The 15,970-nt window shown below is 69.7% G+C and carries 16 protein-coding genes; 8 read left to right on the top strand and 8 right to left on the bottom strand.

What is annotated here, in order from left to right; genetic code table 11:
* Window positions 1–222: 222 nt before the first annotated feature.
* From MRBLWO14_RS08375 to MRBLWO14_RS08360, 4 genes are read right to left on the bottom strand one after another with little or no spacing between them, the layout of a single operon-like run.
* Complete coding sequence (locus MRBLWO14_RS08375; RefSeq protein WP_341935996.1) at window positions 223–990, bottom strand: ABC transporter permease; 768 nt, start codon at window positions 988–990, stop codon at window positions 223–225.
* Window positions 987–1,769 (bottom strand): ATP-binding cassette domain-containing protein, encoded by a 783-nt coding sequence (locus MRBLWO14_RS08370; RefSeq protein WP_341935995.1) that lies wholly within the window; start codon window positions 1,767–1,769, stop codon window positions 987–989. Before MRBLWO14_RS08370 ends, MRBLWO14_RS08375 begins: the two co-directional genes overlap by 4 nt.
* Window positions 1,766–2,137 carry a DUF1048 domain-containing protein gene (locus MRBLWO14_RS08365; protein WP_341935994.1) on the bottom strand — a complete coding sequence of 124 codons (372 nt, stop codon included), beginning with the start codon at window positions 2,135–2,137 and terminating at the stop codon, window positions 1,766–1,768. The genes MRBLWO14_RS08370 and MRBLWO14_RS08365 overlap by 4 nt, the downstream gene beginning before the upstream one ends.
* Window position 2,138: 1 nt before the next feature.
* On the bottom strand, window positions 2,139–2,519 hold the full coding sequence (locus MRBLWO14_RS08360; RefSeq protein WP_341935993.1) for a PadR family transcriptional regulator: 381 nt from the start codon (window positions 2,517–2,519) through the stop codon (window positions 2,139–2,141).
* Between the two features lie 149 nt (window positions 2,520–2,668).
* On the opposite strand from MRBLWO14_RS08360, the gene MRBLWO14_RS08355 reads away from it, so the two are divergent.
* A complete protein-coding gene (locus tag MRBLWO14_RS08355) occupies window positions 2,669–3,832 on the top strand; it encodes a hypothetical protein (protein WP_341935992.1) in 1,164 nt (387 codons plus the stop codon).
* A 119-nt stretch (window positions 3,833–3,951) separates the two neighbouring features.
* Here MRBLWO14_RS08355 and MRBLWO14_RS08350 read toward each other — a convergent pair whose 3' ends face one another.
* The 4 genes from MRBLWO14_RS08350 to MRBLWO14_RS08335 all read right to left on the bottom strand — a co-directional run bounded on the left by MRBLWO14_RS08350 (window position 3,952) and on the right by MRBLWO14_RS08335 (window position 8,501).
* Complete coding sequence (locus tag MRBLWO14_RS08350) at window positions 3,952–4,953, bottom strand: magnesium and cobalt transport protein CorA (RefSeq protein ID WP_096714022.1); 1,002 nt, start codon at window positions 4,951–4,953, stop codon at window positions 3,952–3,954.
* Window positions 4,954–5,323: 370 nt separating this feature from the next.
* A complete protein-coding gene (locus tag MRBLWO14_RS08345; protein ID WP_341935991.1) occupies window positions 5,324–6,343 on the bottom strand; it encodes a Gfo/Idh/MocA family oxidoreductase in 1,020 nt (339 codons plus the stop codon).
* The gene (locus MRBLWO14_RS08340) at window positions 6,340–7,338 is read right to left on the bottom strand and encodes a Gfo/Idh/MocA family oxidoreductase (protein ID WP_341935990.1); all 999 of its coding nucleotides are present in this window, start codon (window positions 7,336–7,338) and stop codon (window positions 6,340–6,342) included. The genes MRBLWO14_RS08345 and MRBLWO14_RS08340 overlap by 4 nt, the downstream gene beginning before the upstream one ends.
* Entirely contained in the window at window positions 7,335–8,501 is a 1,167-nt protein-coding gene (locus tag MRBLWO14_RS08335; RefSeq protein WP_341935989.1) for an ROK family transcriptional regulator, read from the bottom strand. The genes MRBLWO14_RS08340 and MRBLWO14_RS08335 overlap by 4 nt, the downstream gene beginning before the upstream one ends.
* Window positions 8,502–8,687: 186 nt before the next feature.
* Here MRBLWO14_RS08335 and MRBLWO14_RS08330 point away from each other — a divergent pair, with 186 nt between their 5' ends.
* From MRBLWO14_RS08330 to MRBLWO14_RS08300, 7 genes are all read left to right on the top strand, one after another.
* Complete coding sequence (locus MRBLWO14_RS08330) at window positions 8,688–9,926, top strand: extracellular solute-binding protein (protein ID WP_341935988.1); 1,239 nt, start codon at window positions 8,688–8,690, stop codon at window positions 9,924–9,926.
* A 71-nt stretch (window positions 9,927–9,997) separates the two neighbouring features.
* Window positions 9,998–10,903 (top strand): sugar ABC transporter permease, encoded by a 906-nt coding sequence (locus tag MRBLWO14_RS08325; protein ID WP_341935987.1) that lies wholly within the window; start codon window positions 9,998–10,000, stop codon window positions 10,901–10,903.
* On the top strand, window positions 10,900–11,814 hold the full coding sequence (locus MRBLWO14_RS08320; protein WP_341935986.1) for a carbohydrate ABC transporter permease: 915 nt from the start codon (window positions 10,900–10,902) through the stop codon (window positions 11,812–11,814). The genes MRBLWO14_RS08325 and MRBLWO14_RS08320 overlap by 4 nt, the downstream gene beginning before the upstream one ends.
* A gap of 19 nt (window positions 11,815–11,833) precedes the next feature.
* Window positions 11,834–12,868, top strand: a complete 1,035-nt coding sequence (locus MRBLWO14_RS08315) for an epimerase (RefSeq protein ID WP_341935985.1) — start codon at window positions 11,834–11,836, stop codon at window positions 12,866–12,868.
* The gene (locus MRBLWO14_RS08310; protein ID WP_341935984.1) at window positions 12,868–13,953 is read left to right on the top strand and encodes a dihydrodipicolinate synthase family protein; all 1,086 of its coding nucleotides are present in this window, start codon (window positions 12,868–12,870) and stop codon (window positions 13,951–13,953) included. Before MRBLWO14_RS08315 ends, MRBLWO14_RS08310 begins: the two co-directional genes overlap by 1 nt.
* The gene (locus tag MRBLWO14_RS08305; RefSeq protein ID WP_341935983.1) at window positions 13,950–15,002 is read left to right on the top strand and encodes a hydroxyacid dehydrogenase; all 1,053 of its coding nucleotides are present in this window, start codon (window positions 13,950–13,952) and stop codon (window positions 15,000–15,002) included. The genes MRBLWO14_RS08310 and MRBLWO14_RS08305 overlap by 4 nt, the downstream gene beginning before the upstream one ends.
* Window positions 14,999–15,940: a hypothetical protein gene (locus MRBLWO14_RS08300; protein ID WP_341935982.1), complete on the top strand. Its 942-nt coding sequence runs from the start codon at window positions 14,999–15,001 to the stop codon at window positions 15,938–15,940. The genes MRBLWO14_RS08305 and MRBLWO14_RS08300 overlap by 4 nt, the downstream gene beginning before the upstream one ends.
* Window positions 15,941–15,970 lie beyond the last annotated feature (30 nt).

Raw genomic sequence — 15,970 nt, 5'->3', positions numbered from 1 at the left:
GCGGCATCCGCTCTGCTGTGTATTCGACTCGGCGCCGCCCGTAACGAAGGAGATCTCGCGCTGCGAAGGAGCTTTCACGCGGATACCTCCTTCGTTGCGTGCGATCTCCTGCGCACCGCGCGGTGACTCGACACCCCACAGCCGTCGACCGCCGCCGAGCGCGGCGAAACGCCCCGGCCGGACGCAGGGTCCGGACGGAGCGTTCCGCCTCGCTGGGCGAGGTCAAGAGATCTTCTTCCTGTACGTCACGATCGCGAGCACGTAGGCCACCACCAGGATGCCGATGCACCAGGCGAGCGCGACCCAGATGTCGTTGCCGACGGGCTGCTCCGCGAACAGCGCCTGGATCGTGTTCACGATCGACGTCACCGGCTGGTTCTCGGCGAACCAGCGCACCGGCCCCGGCATCGTGTCGGTCGGCACGAACGCCGAACTGATGAACGGCAGGAAGATAAACGGGTACGAGAACGCGCTCGCCCCGTCGACGGTCTTGGCGCTGAGCCCCGCGATGATCGCGAGCCACGTGAGAGCCAGCGTGAACAGCAGCAGGATGCCGATGGCCCCGAGCCAGGCGAGCACGCCGGCGCCGGTGCGGAATCCCATCGCGAACCCGACCCCGAAGATGATCGCGAGGGTGATGGCGTTCGCGGTGAGCGACGTCAGCACGTGCGCCCAGAGGACGCTCGACCGCGCGATCGGCATGGAGTGGAAGCGCTCGAAGATGCCGCTCTGCATGTCGGTGAAGAGCCGGAACGCCGTGTAGGCGATGCCCGACGCGATCGCGATCAGCAGGATGCCGGGGAGCAGGTAGTTCACGTAGTTCTCGGAGCCGGTGCTCGTGCGGAGCGCCCCTCCGAAGACGTACACGAACAGGAGCATCAGCGCGATCGGGGTGACCGCCGTGGTGATGATCGTGTCCGGACTGCGGAAGATGTGCCGCATCGAGCGGCCGGTGAGGGTCGCCGTGTCCGCGGTGAAATGCGTGGTCATGCTGCGGTCTCCTTGTCTGTGCCGTGGTCGGACGGGCCGATGAGCGTGAGGAAGATCTCCTCGAGGGTGGGCTGCTTCTCGACGTATTCGACCTTCGCGGGAGGCAGCAGGGCCTTGAGCTCGGCGAGCGTGCCGTTCGCGATGATGCGGCCCTCGTGCAGGATGCCGATGCGATCGGCGAGGTGCTCGGCCTCGTCGAGATACTGCGTGGTGAGGAGAACGGTCGTGCCGGAGTCTGCGAGACGCTTCACGACCTCCCACACCTCGATGCGCGCCTCCGGGTCGAGACCGGTGGTGGGCTCGTCGAGATAGATCACCTCGGGGTCGCCGACGAGGCTCATGGCGATGTCCAGTCGCCGTCGCATACCGCCGGAGTACGTGCCGACCTTGCGGCTCCCGGCATCCGTCAGTCGGAACGTGGCCAGCAGGTCGTCGGCGACCTTCCCCGGGTCGGGCAGGTGTCGGAGCTTCGCGACGAGGGCGAGATTCTCGCGCCCGGTGAGGATCTCGTCGACGGCGGCGAACTGCCCGGTGAGGCTGATGGACTCGCGCACCCGCAGCGGCTCGCCGGAGACGTCGAATCCCCGCACGGCGGCTGCGCCGGCATCCGCTCGCAGCAGCGTCGACAGAATGCGCACCATCGTGGTCTTGCCGGCGCCGTTCGAGCCGAGGAGGGCGAAGATCGACCCCTTCTCGACCTCGAAGGAGACGCCGCGCAGTACGTGCAGGTCGCGGTACGACTTCTCGATGCCGCGGACGGCGATGGCGGGCGTGGTCATGATCGACTCTCCTTCTTCTTGGCGTCGTCGACGGCCTCGACGAGGCGCGCGCGCTCCTTGTCGACCCACTGCGAGCCGCCGTACGCCTCGGCGTAGCTCTCGGCGTACTCGACGGGGTCGTCTCCGACGATGTCGGCAATGGGGGTTCCGTCGACGGCTGCGCGCTCCCACAGGTCGGCGAGGTCGAGGAAGATCCGCACGAGGGTGTCGCCGTCGGTGATCCCGCCGTAGTACATCGTGTAGCGGTGCTGGGCGTTGGCGACGGTGCGGTAGGGCTCGGGCAGGGCGTCGATGCGCCTCTTCGCATCGCGGTACTGCTTCTTCTGCTCGAGCGATCCGGTGATGAATTCGAGCCACTTGGCGGCCATGTCAGTTCTCCTTGTCGGTGGTGCTGTTCGTCGTATTCGTGCTGTTCGTGCTGCGCGCGGTGGTGCTGTTCAGCTGGTCGATGCGCTGGGCGAGGAAGGTCCAGGTCGACCAGAACTCGTCGAGCTCGTGGGTGCCTGCGGGGTTGAGGGAGTACACCTTGCGAGGCGGTCCCTTCTCGCTCGGCACCTTCTCGACGTCGACGAGCTTCTTCTGCTCGATGCGCACGAGGAGCGCGTAGATCGTGCCCTCGGCGATGTCGGTGAATCCGTGATCGCGCAGTCGTGCGGTGATCTCGTATCCGTAGGCCGGCTGCTCGGCGAGGAGGGCCAGGACGATGCCCTCCAGAGTGCCCTTGAGCATCTCGGTCATCTGCTTGCCCATCGGCTCTCCTTTCTGTGATCCGGTACTCAGTGTTACTGGCTACCGGTACAAAGTAACACTGAGTACCGGTACCTAGCAACACCGAATACCGAAGTTCTTCGGGAGGCGCGCGGGGGCTGGGGAGGCGCGGATGCAGTAGCGTCGCTCCCGTGTCCTACGATCTGAACGTTTACGGTTCGCGCCGTCTATCCGGCGAAGCGCTTGCATCGCTGATCGAGTCGATGTCTGGTCTTCGTCCAGTCGTGGACACATCGAACGGCGACGTCACGGCGGTCTCTGATCGGCTGGGGATCAGGCACTTGTTCACGATCGATGGCCCTTTCGCCGTCGAGCCCGAGGACGTCGCGGGGCTCGCGATAGAGGCCACCCCGTCGACCGTTCTCTACTCGTTCATCGCGATAGGGACCCTGGAGGAGGCCACCACCGCGGCGCAGGGCGTTGCATCGCGGCTTGCGGTCGCGACGGGCGGGGTCGTCGTCGATCCCCAACTCGAGGACTCCCCGATCGCCCGGGCGCCCCGGGAGCGGCCTCCGAAACCACACCTTCACATGAGTTGGTATCGCAGGCGAGACGGATCTCCGGATATGGCGGAGCACTATCTCGCGGCGGCCCGAGAGCATTTTCCTCCGGCCGTTCCGGCTCGGTTCGGAACGCATGAGCCTATGCAGGGCAAGTTCCCGCGCGACGACGATGAGGCCTTCGCTGAGCTGGCGCGCAGGGAGCCGCTCTCCTCGATCATCTTCTCCGGCCCGGGGATGTCGGGCCGCATCTCCGACTGGACCGATGATTTTGTGGCGCGTGTCCAGAAGATCCACCTGCGCATCGATCCCAGCGGGTTGAGCCGCGCGCGCAGTGCGGCGATCACGACGTTCTTCCAGGAGGTGGCGCGCAGAGCCTCCTGCGATTTCGCTGCGGTGAAACTCAGCGTCTCCGGCATCCCCCTCGACGTGATGTCACGAGGATGTTGGGCGGGGATGCCGTCGGAGCCGGTGTGGATGAGCTGGTACTCGACGCAGAACGCCGAACTGATCCGACCGTTCCTCACCGCAGGCGACATCTCCGAGTACCCCGAGGGCATCCTGCATCGGTGGAGCGAGACGCCCACGCTCTCGACAGACCTGCCCTCGCTGATCGGCCGGACCCCGTGGGTCTCCCCTGACCTTCTGGCCACCTGGGATCCCGAGACCGGCGACCTCGTCGACGTGGCTGCGCGGATGCCGGAGTCGCTCCGCCCCCTCGACCCGGAGTCCCCGAAGGCGCACGCGATAGCAGCGCGGATCGCCGCGAACCGCGCAAAGGAGCAACGCGTCTGACCGTGATCGAGACCCATCACGCGCGTCGAAACCCACCCGGAACGACGTCGCTGCGGGTGGGTCTCGACGCGGGAGGTGGGTCTCGGTGCAGAAAGGGAGGGAACAGGAGGGGGATGCGGTCAGAGCCAGCGCTTGTACTTGAAGACCCCGTACAGCCCGACCGCGAAGGCCGCCATCGCGCCGATCGCCATCGGGTACCCGAAGGTCCACTGCAGTTCCGGCATCCCCTCGAAGTTCATCCCGTAGACGGTGCCGACGAGGGTCGGGGCGAAGATGATCGCCGCCCACGACGAGATCTTCTTGATCTCGTCGTTCTGCGCCAGCCCGGCCTCCGACTGCCGTCGCGCGACGAGCGCCGACTGCACGGTGAGCGCGTTCTCGAGGATCGCGCGGAACGAGTCGATCTTCTCCTGCACGCGGATGACGTGGTCGAGCACGTCGCGCAGCGACCGCTGCAGCTCCTCATCGATGCGGTACTTGTCCGATCCTCGACGCAGCCACTGCAGCATCCCGGCCAGCGGGTGCACGGCGCGCTGGAAACCGATGACCTCGCGTGACAGCTCGTAGATGCGGCGGGAGAGGGCGTCGTCGTCGCTGTCGCCGAACAGCTGGTCCTCGATCTCGTCGATGTCGTTCTCGAGTCCGGCGACGATCGGCTCGTACTCGTCGACGACCTCGTCGAGGATCGCGTACAGCACGGCCTCGGGCCCCATCGCGAGCAGCTCGGGGTTCGCCTCCATGCGCCGCCGCACGGCGGCGAGGTTCGGCGACTCGGCGTGCCGGATGGTCACGACGAAGTCGGGTCCGATGAACAGGTGCAGTTCGCCGAACTCGATCGACTCCTCCTTGTCGCGGTATCGGGCCGGACGCAGCACGGCGAACAGGGTGTCGCCGTAGCGCTCGACCTTCGAGCGCTGGTGCCCGGAGAGCGCATCCTCGACCGCGAGCGGATGCAGGTCGAACTCGCGCGCGACCGATTCGACCTCCTGCGGGCTCGGGCGGTACAGCCCGATCCAGGCGATGCCGCCGAGCGCGCCGAGGGTGCGCGACGTGTCGTCGAGGTTGTGCAGGGTCTCCACGCGACGTCCGTGGACGTACACGCCGTTGTCGATGAGGGCCATGATGCGGCCTCCGTTCTCGCAGGCGCTCGCCGCGAAGGGTCGGCGGCGTGCGCAGGAATCGTCAGGGGCGGATGACGCCGCCGACGCTGCGGAGGACGTGCGCGGGCGCGGAGCGGATGCTCAACGCGCGAGCGCAGGGAGTCGCGACGCAGCGGTGGCGGCGTCGTAACTATCACCGGACATCGCCATCACCGCCTTTCGGACTCCTCGGGGGTCGGACGCGAGCGCGTCCGGCGAGCCATGTTACTCCACCTTCCCGACGAGCCGGGCCGCGGGGGCCGGGCCGCGGGGGCCGGGCCGCGGGCGCCGGGCCGATGGGCCCGGCCCCCGCCGGGCGCCGGGCCGATGGGCCCGGCCCCCGCGGGGCCGATCAGCCCAGGGCGACGACCTGCCCACCCGAGGCGGCGGAGGCCTGCGCGGCCTTCACGATCTCGACGGTGCGGATGCCGACGCCGGCGTCGGGCTGCGGCTGCCGCCCCTCGCGCACGGCGGCGACGAACTCGTCGAGCAGCAGCGCGTCGAGATCGGCGCCCACCGGCGTCCACGTCTCGCCGCTCGCATCGTGCCCGGCGACGCCCTTCGCGAACGGGCTCACCGTGACGGTGCCGCGCTCGGCGACGACCTGCAGCGTCACTCCGCCCCACGTCGGCGAGCTCATCGGCCAGCTCCACGAGCAGTCGATCGTCGCGATCACACCGCTCGGGTAGCCGATCGTCACCAGCCCGCCCGTCTCGACCGCGAGGTCGCGCTGCGCGTGCAGGATGCCGTTCGACACGGCCCTGACCGACGACGCCCGCTCGCCGAGCAGCTCGTCGAGCAGGTCGGCGCAGTGCACCACGTGATCGACGAGCGCGCCGCCGCCCGCGAGGTCCGGATCGGTGAACCAGGCGCGGTCTCCCGGCAGCTTGCCGTTGTTGACGCCGGTGACGGAGAGGATGCGGCCCAGTCGTCCCGCGCGCAGCTCGGCGAGGGCGTCGCGCACGACGGGGGAGAACCGCACGGGGTACGCGACCATGAGCATCACACCCGCCTCGTCGCACGCGCGCTGCATCGCGACCGCGTCGTCGACGGTCGTGGCGAGCGGCTTCTCGCACAGCACGTGCGCACCGGCGCTCGCCGCCCGTTCGACGAGTTCACGGTGCCGCGAGTTCTCGGCCGCGATCACGACGGCATCCGGCTTCCACGCGAATGCGGCGTCGTAGTCGTCGACGTAGGAGACACCGAGCTCGGTGGCGAGGTCGGCGCCGCGCAGCGCATCGTCGGGGGCCGTGGCGCCGTCGGGATCGGTGGCGATGAGCTCGATCCCCGGCATCGTCTGCAGCGCGTGCACGTAGCTGAGGGCGTGCGTGTGGGCGAACGAGAGCACGGCGATGCGCAGCGGAGCGGTCAACGGACGACCTCCTCGGACGAGACGACGGCGACCGGGGCGCCGGACGCGATCGACGCCATCGCCGCTTCCGCCACGGCCACCGCGCGGATGCCGTCGGCGGGGTCCACCCGCGCGTCCCTGTGCTCGCGCACGGCGGCGACGAAGTCGGCGATCTCGGCGTAGTACGGGCTCTCCTGCGGCGACATCGGCGGCAGGTAGTCGGTCGCGGTGTCGTCGAGCACGGCATCCGTGCGCTGGGTGCGGTCCTCGGCGCTGTCGTACCGCAGGCGCCCGTCGGACCCGGCGACCTCGACGCTCGTGCGGAACGGCATGCCGGGGAGCCCCCAGCTCGCGTGCACGTGGCTGATCACACCGCTGCGGTGCGTGAGCACGACGTGCGACGACACGGGCACCGGCACCCGATCGTCGACCGTCGGCGGGTTCTGCACCGCGTAGACGGTGTCGACGGGGCCGGCGAACCACAGCGCCTGGTCGAGGTCGTGGATCATGAGGTCGCGGATGACGCCTCCGCCCGCCCGCTCCGAGAAGAACCAGTGCGACTGGGGTGCGGACCCGGTGCGGCTGAACCTCTGCACGGCGATCTCGCCGATGCGGCCGGCGTCGACGGCATCCTTGATCGCCGCGTACTCGGCCATGTACCGCACGACGTGGGCGGGGAACAGCCGCACGCCCGCCTCCTCGGCGGCGGCTGCGACCTGCGCGGCGGCTTCGGCCGTCGCGGCCAGCGGCTTCTCGCAGATCACGTCGCGTCCTCGGGCGATCGCGCGCAGCGCGAAGTCGGCGTGCGTGCTGCTGGGCGTGACGATGTCGACGATGTCGACCAGGTCGATGAGCGCGTCGACGTCGGCGACGACCTCGAAGCCGTATTCGGCGGCGATCTCCTCCGCCCCGTCGAGCGAGGTCACGTATCCGCGGGCGCCGAGGGCCCGCCAGGCGTCGGCGTGGACGCGCGAGATGCCTCCGGCGCCGATGAGTCCGACCGTCAGCGTGCTCACTGCTTCTCCTCTGCGGGGTGGGTCGCCGACTCGGGGGTCAGCGGGGTGATGGGCGGCACCGGCATGTCGTCGATGCCGTAGATGCTCGCGGCGTGACGGCGGAAAGCGTGCACGACGGCGCCGTGAGCGGCGGCTTCGGCGCCCAGCCGCGCTTCGGCCACGGGCACTTGGAACGGGAGTCCGAGATGGCCGGGCAGGGCGGCGCGAAGTGGGTCGAGCAGCTGCTCGTGCGCGGCCGACAGCCCGCCGCCGATCACGATCATGGCCGGATCGACGGTCATGATGAGGGTCGCTATGCCGTGGGCGAGCTCGTCGATGAAGGCGTCCAGCTCGTGCTGCGCGTCGGCGTCGCCCGAGCGGGCGAGGGCGAAGACCTCGGCAGCGGATCCCGCGGTGCGCCACGTGATCTGACCCGTCTCGGTGTTCAGCCCGCGGAACGCGAGGCGCCCGATGTCGCCGGCGGCGTTGTGGATGCCGCGACGCGGCCGACCGCCCAGGATGAGCCCCATCGAGATGCGGTTGCCCACCGACAGGTAGACGACGTCGTCGACGAGCTGGGCGACGCCGAGGTGGTGTTCGGCGACCGCGGCGAGACGCACGCCGTTGTCGACGGATACGGGGCAGCCGAAGGCCTGGTGCAGCTGCGCGCCGATGTCGACGCCCGACCACTCGGGGATCACGACCGACATCACGACGCGGCCCGCGTCGTCGACGAGACCGGGGAGCGAGACTCCGATCGCGCGCACCCGCGATGCCGGCACGGAGGCGGCGGCGAGCGTCCGGCGGACGTCGTCGATCACGGCGGCGAGCTTGGCGGCGCCGTCGCTCTGCGCGGCGACCCCGGCGAAGGCCTGCTGGGCGATCACGCGGCCGGTGAGGTCGGCGAGGATGACGCGCACGCTGGCCACGCCGATGTCGATGCCGACGACCGTGCCGGCTGCCGCGTGGAAGGAGTAGTGGCGCGCGGGGCGTCCGGCACCGGCCGACGGTGCGGCCGAGCCCTCGACGATGAGCCCTGACTCGCTGAGGGTGGCGACCGCGTTCTCGACGGAGGTGCGGGAGACCTCGAGCGAGCGTGCGATCTCGTTCACCGTGGCGGCGCCCGCGTCTCGCAGGTGCTGCGCCGAGCGGGCGACGATCGACAGCGGGGTCGGCACGACCATGTGCGGCCTCCTTCTCGTCGTCGCGGGGTGCGATCAAAATAGCACACCGCATTCTCAAATCAAGATCAGTCGTTTTCCTCCCGGAAACACGCCTGTAACAACAGCTTGAGAAGTTGTACTTGACTAATTATCCCAACCCGATGTCATAATAAACCGTACTCAGCACGGTATGAGCAAAGGAGCACCATGCGCGTCAGCAAGTTCACCGGCGTCGCCGCGGGCATCGCGGCCGCCACCCTGTTGGCCGGATGTTCGGCCGGCGGAGGCACCACCGCAGAGGGCGAGCAGGACATCACTGTCTGGCTGTACCCGGTCATCGCCGACGAGGCGGCTCACAAGGAGTTCTGGGACTCCACGATCGCCGACTTCGAGAAGGAGAACGAGGGGATCAACGTCTCCTACGAGATCTTCCCGTGGGCGAACCGCGACGAGGCGCTGCAGACGGCCATCGCCGCGGGCAAGGGTCCGGACGTCGTCTACCTGATCCCCGATCAGCTCGCCGCGTACCAGAAGTCGATCGCACCGCTGAACGATCTGCTCAGCGAGCAGCGCCAGGACGATCTGCTCCCGAACGTCAAGGACTCCGTCACGATCGACGGCGACATCCTCGGCGCTCCCATCCTCACGAGCGCGCAGCCGCTCATCTGCAACGCCGCCGCGTTCGAGGCGGCCGGCGTCACCGAGTACCCCGAGACGTGGGACGACATCGTCGACATCGCTCCGATGTTCACGGCGGCCGACATGTACGTGCTGAACTACCCCGCCTCGGCCGAGAACACCCTCAACCTCACCTTCTACCCGCTGCTGTGGCAGGCGGGCGGCGCGGTCTACACCGACGAGGGCGAGGTCGGGTTCGACAGCAAGGCGGGCGAGGAGGCACTGACCTTCATCACCGACCTCGCCGAGGCCGGCGCGCTCGACCCCGAGGCGCTCACCACCAACGTCCCGCTCGAGCAGACCGCGATCGCCCAGGGCAAGGTCGCCTGCACCTGGAACAACGGCGTGACCGAGGTCGCACCGTTCTGGGGCGAGGAGAACGTCAAGGTGCTCGCACCGCTCACCGACGAGGAGTCGGTGGCGTACGGAACGGTCGGCTCGCTCTCGGTGCTCAAGGGCTCCAAGGCGCAGGATGCCGCGGCAGCCTTCGCCGAGTACGCGACGAGCGCCGAGGTCGTCGAGCCGTACCTGACAGCGGCCGGCTACTTCTCGGCCCTCAGCACCACGGAGCCGCTGTACGCCGACGACCCGCTGCTCGGCGAGGTCGAGAAGTACGTCCCCGACACGACGGTCGGCGAGCTGAACGCCAGCTCCCGCGCGCTGATGGGCGTGCTCGCGCCCGAGATCCAGGCGGCGCTGCTCGGCCAGAAGTCGCCGGCCGATGCGCTGAAGGATGCCGCGAGCGCGGCCGCCCCGCTCATCAAGTAGCCCCCATCGGGGGTGCGCGGCGATCGCCGTGCACCCCCGTCCCCCTTCCATCACCGAGGTGAGGTCTCCTGATGACGACGGCAACCATCGCGAAGCGACCACCGGGTCGGGTGGCGCGGGTCCTGGCCAGGCGCGAGGCGCGCGTGGCGTTCCTGTTCGTGCTGCCCGCGTTCCTGCTCTTCATCGCGTTCCGTTTCGGTCCGAGCATCGCCGGCGTCGCGTTGAGCTTCTTCGACTACGACATCTCCGGCGAGGTGGCGTGGCGGGGTCTCGATCACTTCCAGCGTCTCGTCGCCGATCCGCTGTTCTGGCGGGCGATGGGCACCACTCTCATCTACACGGTGTTCGCGGTGCCGATCTCGTTGGCGCTGTCGACGATCATGGCGCTCGGCGTGCGGCGCGCGTTCCGCGGCGCACGGTTCTTCCGCTCGATCTTCTTCCTGCCGGTCATCACCTCGCTCGTGCTCGCCGGGAGCATCTTCGTCTGGATCTTCTCGAGCAACGGCCCCTGGTCGCAGCTCATGGCTCCGCTGGGACTCGGCGGTTCGTGGCTCGGCAGCACCGTGCTCGTCATCCCCGCGATCGTCGTCGTGGGCGTCTGGTCGCGGTTCGGCTACGGCATGATGATCGTCATCGCCGCGCTGCAGGACGTGCCCCGGGAACTCGAGGAGGCCGCGCTGGTCGACGGCGCGAACGCGTGGAACCGCTTCCGGTACATCGTGTTCCCGTACCTGCGCCCCACCTTCTTCTTCCTCGCGGTGATCGAGACGACCGCGGCCTTCCAGGTCTTCGACGTCATCTACGTCATGACCCAGGGCGGCCCCGCGAACGCCAGCTACTCGCTCGTCTACCTGCTGTACGACCAGGGCTTCCGGTACTTCGACTACGGCTATGCGGCCGCGGTCGGCGTCGCCCTGTTCATCATGACCCTCGCGGTCGCCCTCATCCAGCGCCTCGTGATCGGAAAGCAGAAATGACCGCCCTGATCCAGCCGCCCACGCAGACGCCGGTCTCGGCGCCTCCGAAGAAGCCGGCCGCCCCGCGCCGCCACCGGTCGTTCCGTGCCCTCGAACCGACCCGCATGGGTGTGGTCGTGCGGTGGATCTGGCTGAGCATCGCCGGCATCCTGAGCTTCTTCCCCTTCTACGCGATGGTCGTGCTGAGCCTCAAGCCGGGGCTGGTCGTCGAGCTCCCCGGCTCGCTGCTGCCGTGGACCGACATCTCGTTCGAGTCGTACGAGCAGGTGCTCGGCGGCCAGAACATCCTCGGCTGGCTGTGGAACACGGTCGTCTACTCCCTCGTGTCGGTCGTGGCCGTGCTCTTCCTCTCGGCGATGGCCGGATACGCCTTCGCCAAGAAGCGGTTCGCCGGCAAGGAGGTGATGTTCTGGTCGTTCCTCGCGATGGTGATGGTGCCGTTCCACGTCACCCTCATCCCGACCTTCATCCTCATGGCGAACCTGGGCGGCATCGACACCTACTGGGGCCTCATCCTGCCGACGCTCGCCAATGCGCAGGCCGTGTTCCTCATGCGGCAGTTCATCCAGGGGCTGCCCGACGAGCTCTTCGAGGCCGCCCGCATCGACGGCGCGGGCGAGTTCCGGATCTTCCTGCGCATCGTGCTGCCGTTGTGCAAGCCGATCCTCGCGACCCTCGGCATCTTCGTGTTCCTCTGGCACTGGAACGACTTCCTGTGGCCGCTCATCATCGCGAAGTCCAACTCGATGTTCACGCTCACCGTCGGCATCTCGTCTCTGCAGCAGCAGAACGTGCCGCTGAGCACCATGCTCGCCGGATCCGTCGTCGCGCTGCTGCCCATCTTCCTCGCCTACCTCATCGCCCAGAGGTACGTGCAGGAGGGCGTCACCGGCACGGGCATCAAGGGCTGAGAAGAAAGGGAATCACCACGTGACTCAGCACGCATTCACCTCGGAGGCGCACCTCGAGGAGGTCCTCTCGACACCCTCCGACGCGCTCATCGCCGATCTGGCCCAGGGCTCGGGCGACCTCGTCATCCTCGGCGCAGGCGGCAAGATGGGTCCGACCCTCGCGATGCTCGCGCGTCGGGGCATGGACGCCGCAGGGCGGGAGAAGGATGCCGTCTACGCGGTGTCGCGGTTCGGCGACGGCGAGATCCGCGACCGCCTCGACGCCGCGGGCGTCACCGTCGTGCCGTTCGACCTCATCGAGAACGACGACTTCAGCGGCCTCCCCGACGCCCCGAACGTCGTGTTCATGGTGGGGGCCAAGTTCGGGGCGGCGACCAATGCGTCGTGGGCGTGGGAGGTCAACGCCGCTCTGCCCGACCGCGTCGCCCGGCGCTACCGCGACAGCGCCATCTCGGTGCTCTCGACCGGCAACGTGTATCCGTTCGTGCCCGCCGCGTCCGGCGGTGCCTCCGAGCAGCTGACGCCGGCGCCGATCGGCGAGTACGCGCAGTCGTGCCTCGGGCGCGAACGCGTCTTCGAGTTCGGCGCGCAGGAGCGCGGCACCCGGGTGGCGATCATCCGACTCAACTACGCGATCGACCTGCGCTACGGGGTGCTCGCCGACATCGGCAGCGCCGTGCATGCGGGTCAGCCCGTGTCTCTCGCGACGGCGAACGTCAACGTGGTGTGGCAGGGGTATGCGAACGAGGTCGTGCTGCGCAGCCTCGTGCACGCCTCGACCGACCCGTTCACCATCAACCTGACCGGTCCCGAGCTGCTGAGCGTCGAGTCGATCGCCCGGCGCTTCGGCGAGCTGTTCGAGCGCGAGGTGACGCTCGTCGACGAGCCGCAGCCGACCGCGCTCCTCAGCGACGCCCGCCGCTGCATGGCGCTGTTCGGCTACCCCTCCGTCGCCGCCGAGACGCTGATCGGTCTGCAGGCCGAGTGGATCACCGCCGGCCTTCCGATGATCGCCAAGCCCACGAAGTGGGCCGTGCGGGACGGCAAGTTCTGATGCGCGGGTACGCTGCGCACACCTCGACCGTGCCGGTGCTCCGCGCGGAGGCCGCCGCGACCCTCGCGCAGGGGGCCGTGATCCCCGCGCATCCGCTCGCCCTGACCGCCGATCGCACGCTCGACGAGCGCCGCCAGCGCGCACTGACCCGGTACTACCTGGATGCGGGCGCCGGCGGCCTCGCGGTGGGCGTGCACACGACCCAGTTCGAGATCCGCGACCCCGAGCATGCCCTGTTCGAGCCGGTGCTCGCGCTCGCGGCGGAGGAGATGGACGCACGGGCCGACGCCGGTGTCGTGCGCATCGCGGGCGTGGCCGGCGATACCGCGCAGGCCGTCGCCGAGGCCGAGCTCGCGCGCTCGCTCGGCTACGACGCCGTGCTGGTGAGCCCGCGGGTCGCCGGCGCCGACGATCGGGCTCTGCTCGACCGGGCGCGCGCGGTGGGCGAGGTGCTGCCGATCGTCGGCTTCTACCTGCAGACCGCGATCGGCGGTCCTGTGCTCGATCGGGAGTTCTGGCGCGAGTTCGCCGCGATCCCCGCGGTCGTGGCGGTCAAGGCCGCGCCGTTCGACCGGTACCGCACGCTGGAGCTGGTGCGCGGCGTCGCCGCCTCCGGCCGCGCCGACGAGATCGCCCTGTACACGGGCAACGACGACGCGATCGTCGCCGACCTGCTGTCGGAGTTCCACGTCGAGTCGCCGGACGGCCCGCGCACGCTGCGTTTCGTCGGCGGGCTGCTGGGGCAGTGGGCCGTGGGCACCAAGGCCGCGGTCGACCTGCTCTCCCGGGCCAGGACGGCCATGGAGGGGGATGCCGTCGCCTACCGCGAACTGGGGCTCGTCGCGTCCGACATGGTCGATGTGAACCAGGCGGTGTTCGATCCGGGCAACGACTTCCATGGCGTGATCGCCGGGGTGCACGAGCTGCTGCGCCAGCAGGGCCTGCTCGAGGGCACCTGGTGCCTCGATCCCGCCGAAGGGCTCTCGCCCGGGCAGGCCGAGGAGATCCGGCGCGTGCGCCTGGCCTACCCCGACCTGAACGACGACGCCTTCATCGCCGAGCATCTCGAGGCCTGGCTGGCATGAGCGCCGCACCGGTCGTCGTCGTCGCCGCTGTGCCGGCACCGCTCTTCGCCGAGCTGTTCTCACGCGACGACGAGCAGCGCCTGCACGCCGCCGCACGCGCGCTCGGCGGCGCCTTCGCGCGGGTCGACGCACTCGACGACCCCCGACTCGGCGACGCCCGACTCGACGGCGCCCGACTCGACGGCGCCCGACTCGACGATGCCCGCGTGGTGCTGACCAGCTGGGGTGCTCCGCCGTTCGACGAGGCGCTGCTCGCGCGGCTCCCGAAGCTGCAGGTCGTCGCGCACATCGGCGCATCGGTGAAGGCCTTCGCGACCGACGCGCTCTTCGACCACGGCGTGGTCGTGACGCAGGCCGGTGCGGCGATGGCCCGACCGGTGGCCGAGGTGGCGCTGGCGTTCACGCTGGCGCTGCTGCACCGCATCCCGAGCATGCACAACGCGCTGCGCGACGCGGCGGGCTGGGACGACGCCGGCGCCGCCGGCGCGCAGCACGAGATCCTCGGCGCGCCGATCGCCGTGATCGGCGCCTCGCGCACGGGTCGTGCGTACCTGGAGCTCGTGCGGCTGCTCGGGGCGGAGCCCCTGCTCGTGGATCCGACCCTCGACGCCGCGCAGGCCGCCGCTCTCGGCGCCGAGCTGCTGCCCCTCGACGAGGCGCTGTGCCGAGCCCGCATCGTCGCGGTGCACGCGCCCACCCTCCCCGAGACCCACCACCTCATCGGGCGACGCGAGCTCGCACTCATGCCGGACGGCGCCGGACTCGTGAACACGGCCCGATCCTGGCTGGTCGACGAGGCGGCGCTGCTCGACGAGGTGCGCAGCGGACGCCTGAGTGCGGCGATCGACGTGTTCGACGAGGAGCCGCTGCCGGCCACCAGCCCCTTCCGCGGACTCCCGCACGTGCTGCTCACCCCGCACCGCGCCGCCGGCACGGTCGAGGGTCGTCTGCGCCAGGGCCGCATCGTGGCCGACGAGATCACCGCGTTCGCGGAGGGCCGGCCGCTGGTCGAAGCCGTCGATCGAGCCCAGCTGGCGTCGATGGCATGACGACGTCGCCGCAGCGCGTGGCCTTCGCCGGTCTCGCGCACTCCCATCCCGACAGCGATGCGACCCACGTCCGCGCACTCGGCGGCGAGGTCGTGGGCGTGTACGACGACGACCACCTCGCGGCGGCGGCTTTCGCGCGGCGGCACGGCACGGCATCCGTCGGCTCACCGGCCGACCTGCTCGCGCTCGGTCCGGATCTCGTGATCGCCACGCCGCGGACGCACGAGGCGGCGGCGCTGATCCGGGTGCTGCAGGACGGCGTGACTCCGGTCTTCGTGAACAAGGTCGTGGCCGCCACCTCGGCGCAGCTCCACGAGTGGTCGGATGCCGCAGACCCCGCGCTCGTCGGAACGAGCTCGGTGCTGCGCTTCGCGCCCGCGCTCGCCGCGCTCCGCGCCGAGGTCGAGCACGCCGAGGTGCTCGCAGTGCGAGTGCGGGCGCAGCACGACGCGGCCGGGTTCCGTACGCCGGAGCGCAACTGGCAGGACGCGCCGGATCTCGGAGGCGGGATCCTGGCGACCGTGGGCGTGCACGCCTGGGAGATGGTCGATGTCGTGCTGCCCGGCGCACGGCTGACCTCGGGCACCGGCTGGACGCGCCGGGCCGCGGGATCGCCGCACTCGGAGGATGCCGCGGGCCTCGATGTCCGCGTCTCCGTCGGTGGGCGCGAGCTGCCCGTGCAGGTATCGCTGTCGGGGATCCCCGGCCCGGATGCCTATGCGATCGACATCGTCACGACCGACGGGCTCCGCTCGTGCGTGCTCGATGTCGAGAACCCCCATGCTGCCCTCGGCTTCGAGGGACTGATCGGCGCTCTGCTCGATGCGAGTGCTGATCGACGCGTCGTCGCCCCGTGGCGTTCGGCGCAGGTCGTCGTCGAGAACACCGTGCGCGCAGCGCAGCTCGCGCGCTCCGGTGACGGCGGGGATTCGTGGTGACGCAGGAGAGGTACCGGATGCCGCGTGCCG

This window comes from Microbacterium sp. LWO14-1.2 (assembly GCF_038397715.1).
In the GTDB taxonomy this organism is placed as follows: Bacteria; Actinomycetota; Actinomycetes; order Actinomycetales; family Microbacteriaceae; genus Microbacterium.
Note: the sequence above shows the minus strand (reverse complement) of the source record. Positions and strands in the feature narration are given on the sequence as shown.

Excerpts from the sequence above, each read along its gene's own strand:
- MRBLWO14_RS08335 (WP_341935989.1), bottom strand. The coding sequence starts at position 8,501 with ATGGTCGTGCCGACCCCGCTGTCGATCGTCGCCCGCTCGGCGCAGCAC.
- MRBLWO14_RS08320 (WP_341935986.1), top strand. The coding sequence starts at position 10,900 with ATGACCGCCCTGATCCAGCCGCCCACGCAGACGCCGGTCTCGGCGCCT.
- MRBLWO14_RS08330 (WP_341935988.1), top strand. The coding sequence starts at position 8,688 with ATGCGCGTCAGCAAGTTCACCGGCGTCGCCGCGGGCATCGCGGCCGCC.
- MRBLWO14_RS08305 (WP_341935983.1), top strand. The coding sequence starts at position 13,950 with ATGAGCGCCGCACCGGTCGTCGTCGTCGCCGCTGTGCCGGCACCGCTC.
- MRBLWO14_RS08350 (WP_096714022.1), bottom strand. The coding sequence starts at position 4,953 with ATGGCCCTCATCGACAACGGCGTGTACGTCCACGGACGTCGCGTGGAG.
- MRBLWO14_RS08325 (WP_341935987.1), top strand. The coding sequence starts at position 9,998 with ATGACGACGGCAACCATCGCGAAGCGACCACCGGGTCGGGTGGCGCGG.
- MRBLWO14_RS08300 (WP_341935982.1), top strand. The coding sequence starts at position 14,999 with ATGACGACGTCGCCGCAGCGCGTGGCCTTCGCCGGTCTCGCGCACTCC.
- MRBLWO14_RS08375 (WP_341935996.1), bottom strand. The coding sequence starts at position 990 with ATGACCACGCATTTCACCGCGGACACGGCGACCCTCACCGGCCGCTCG.
- MRBLWO14_RS08365 (WP_341935994.1), bottom strand. The coding sequence starts at position 2,137 with ATGGCCGCCAAGTGGCTCGAATTCATCACCGGATCGCTCGAGCAGAAG.
- MRBLWO14_RS08370 (WP_341935995.1), bottom strand. The coding sequence starts at position 1,769 with ATGACCACGCCCGCCATCGCCGTCCGCGGCATCGAGAAGTCGTACCGC.
- MRBLWO14_RS08310 (WP_341935984.1), top strand. The coding sequence starts at position 12,868 with ATGCGCGGGTACGCTGCGCACACCTCGACCGTGCCGGTGCTCCGCGCG.
- MRBLWO14_RS08360 (WP_341935993.1), bottom strand. The coding sequence starts at position 2,519 with ATGGGCAAGCAGATGACCGAGATGCTCAAGGGCACTCTGGAGGGCATC.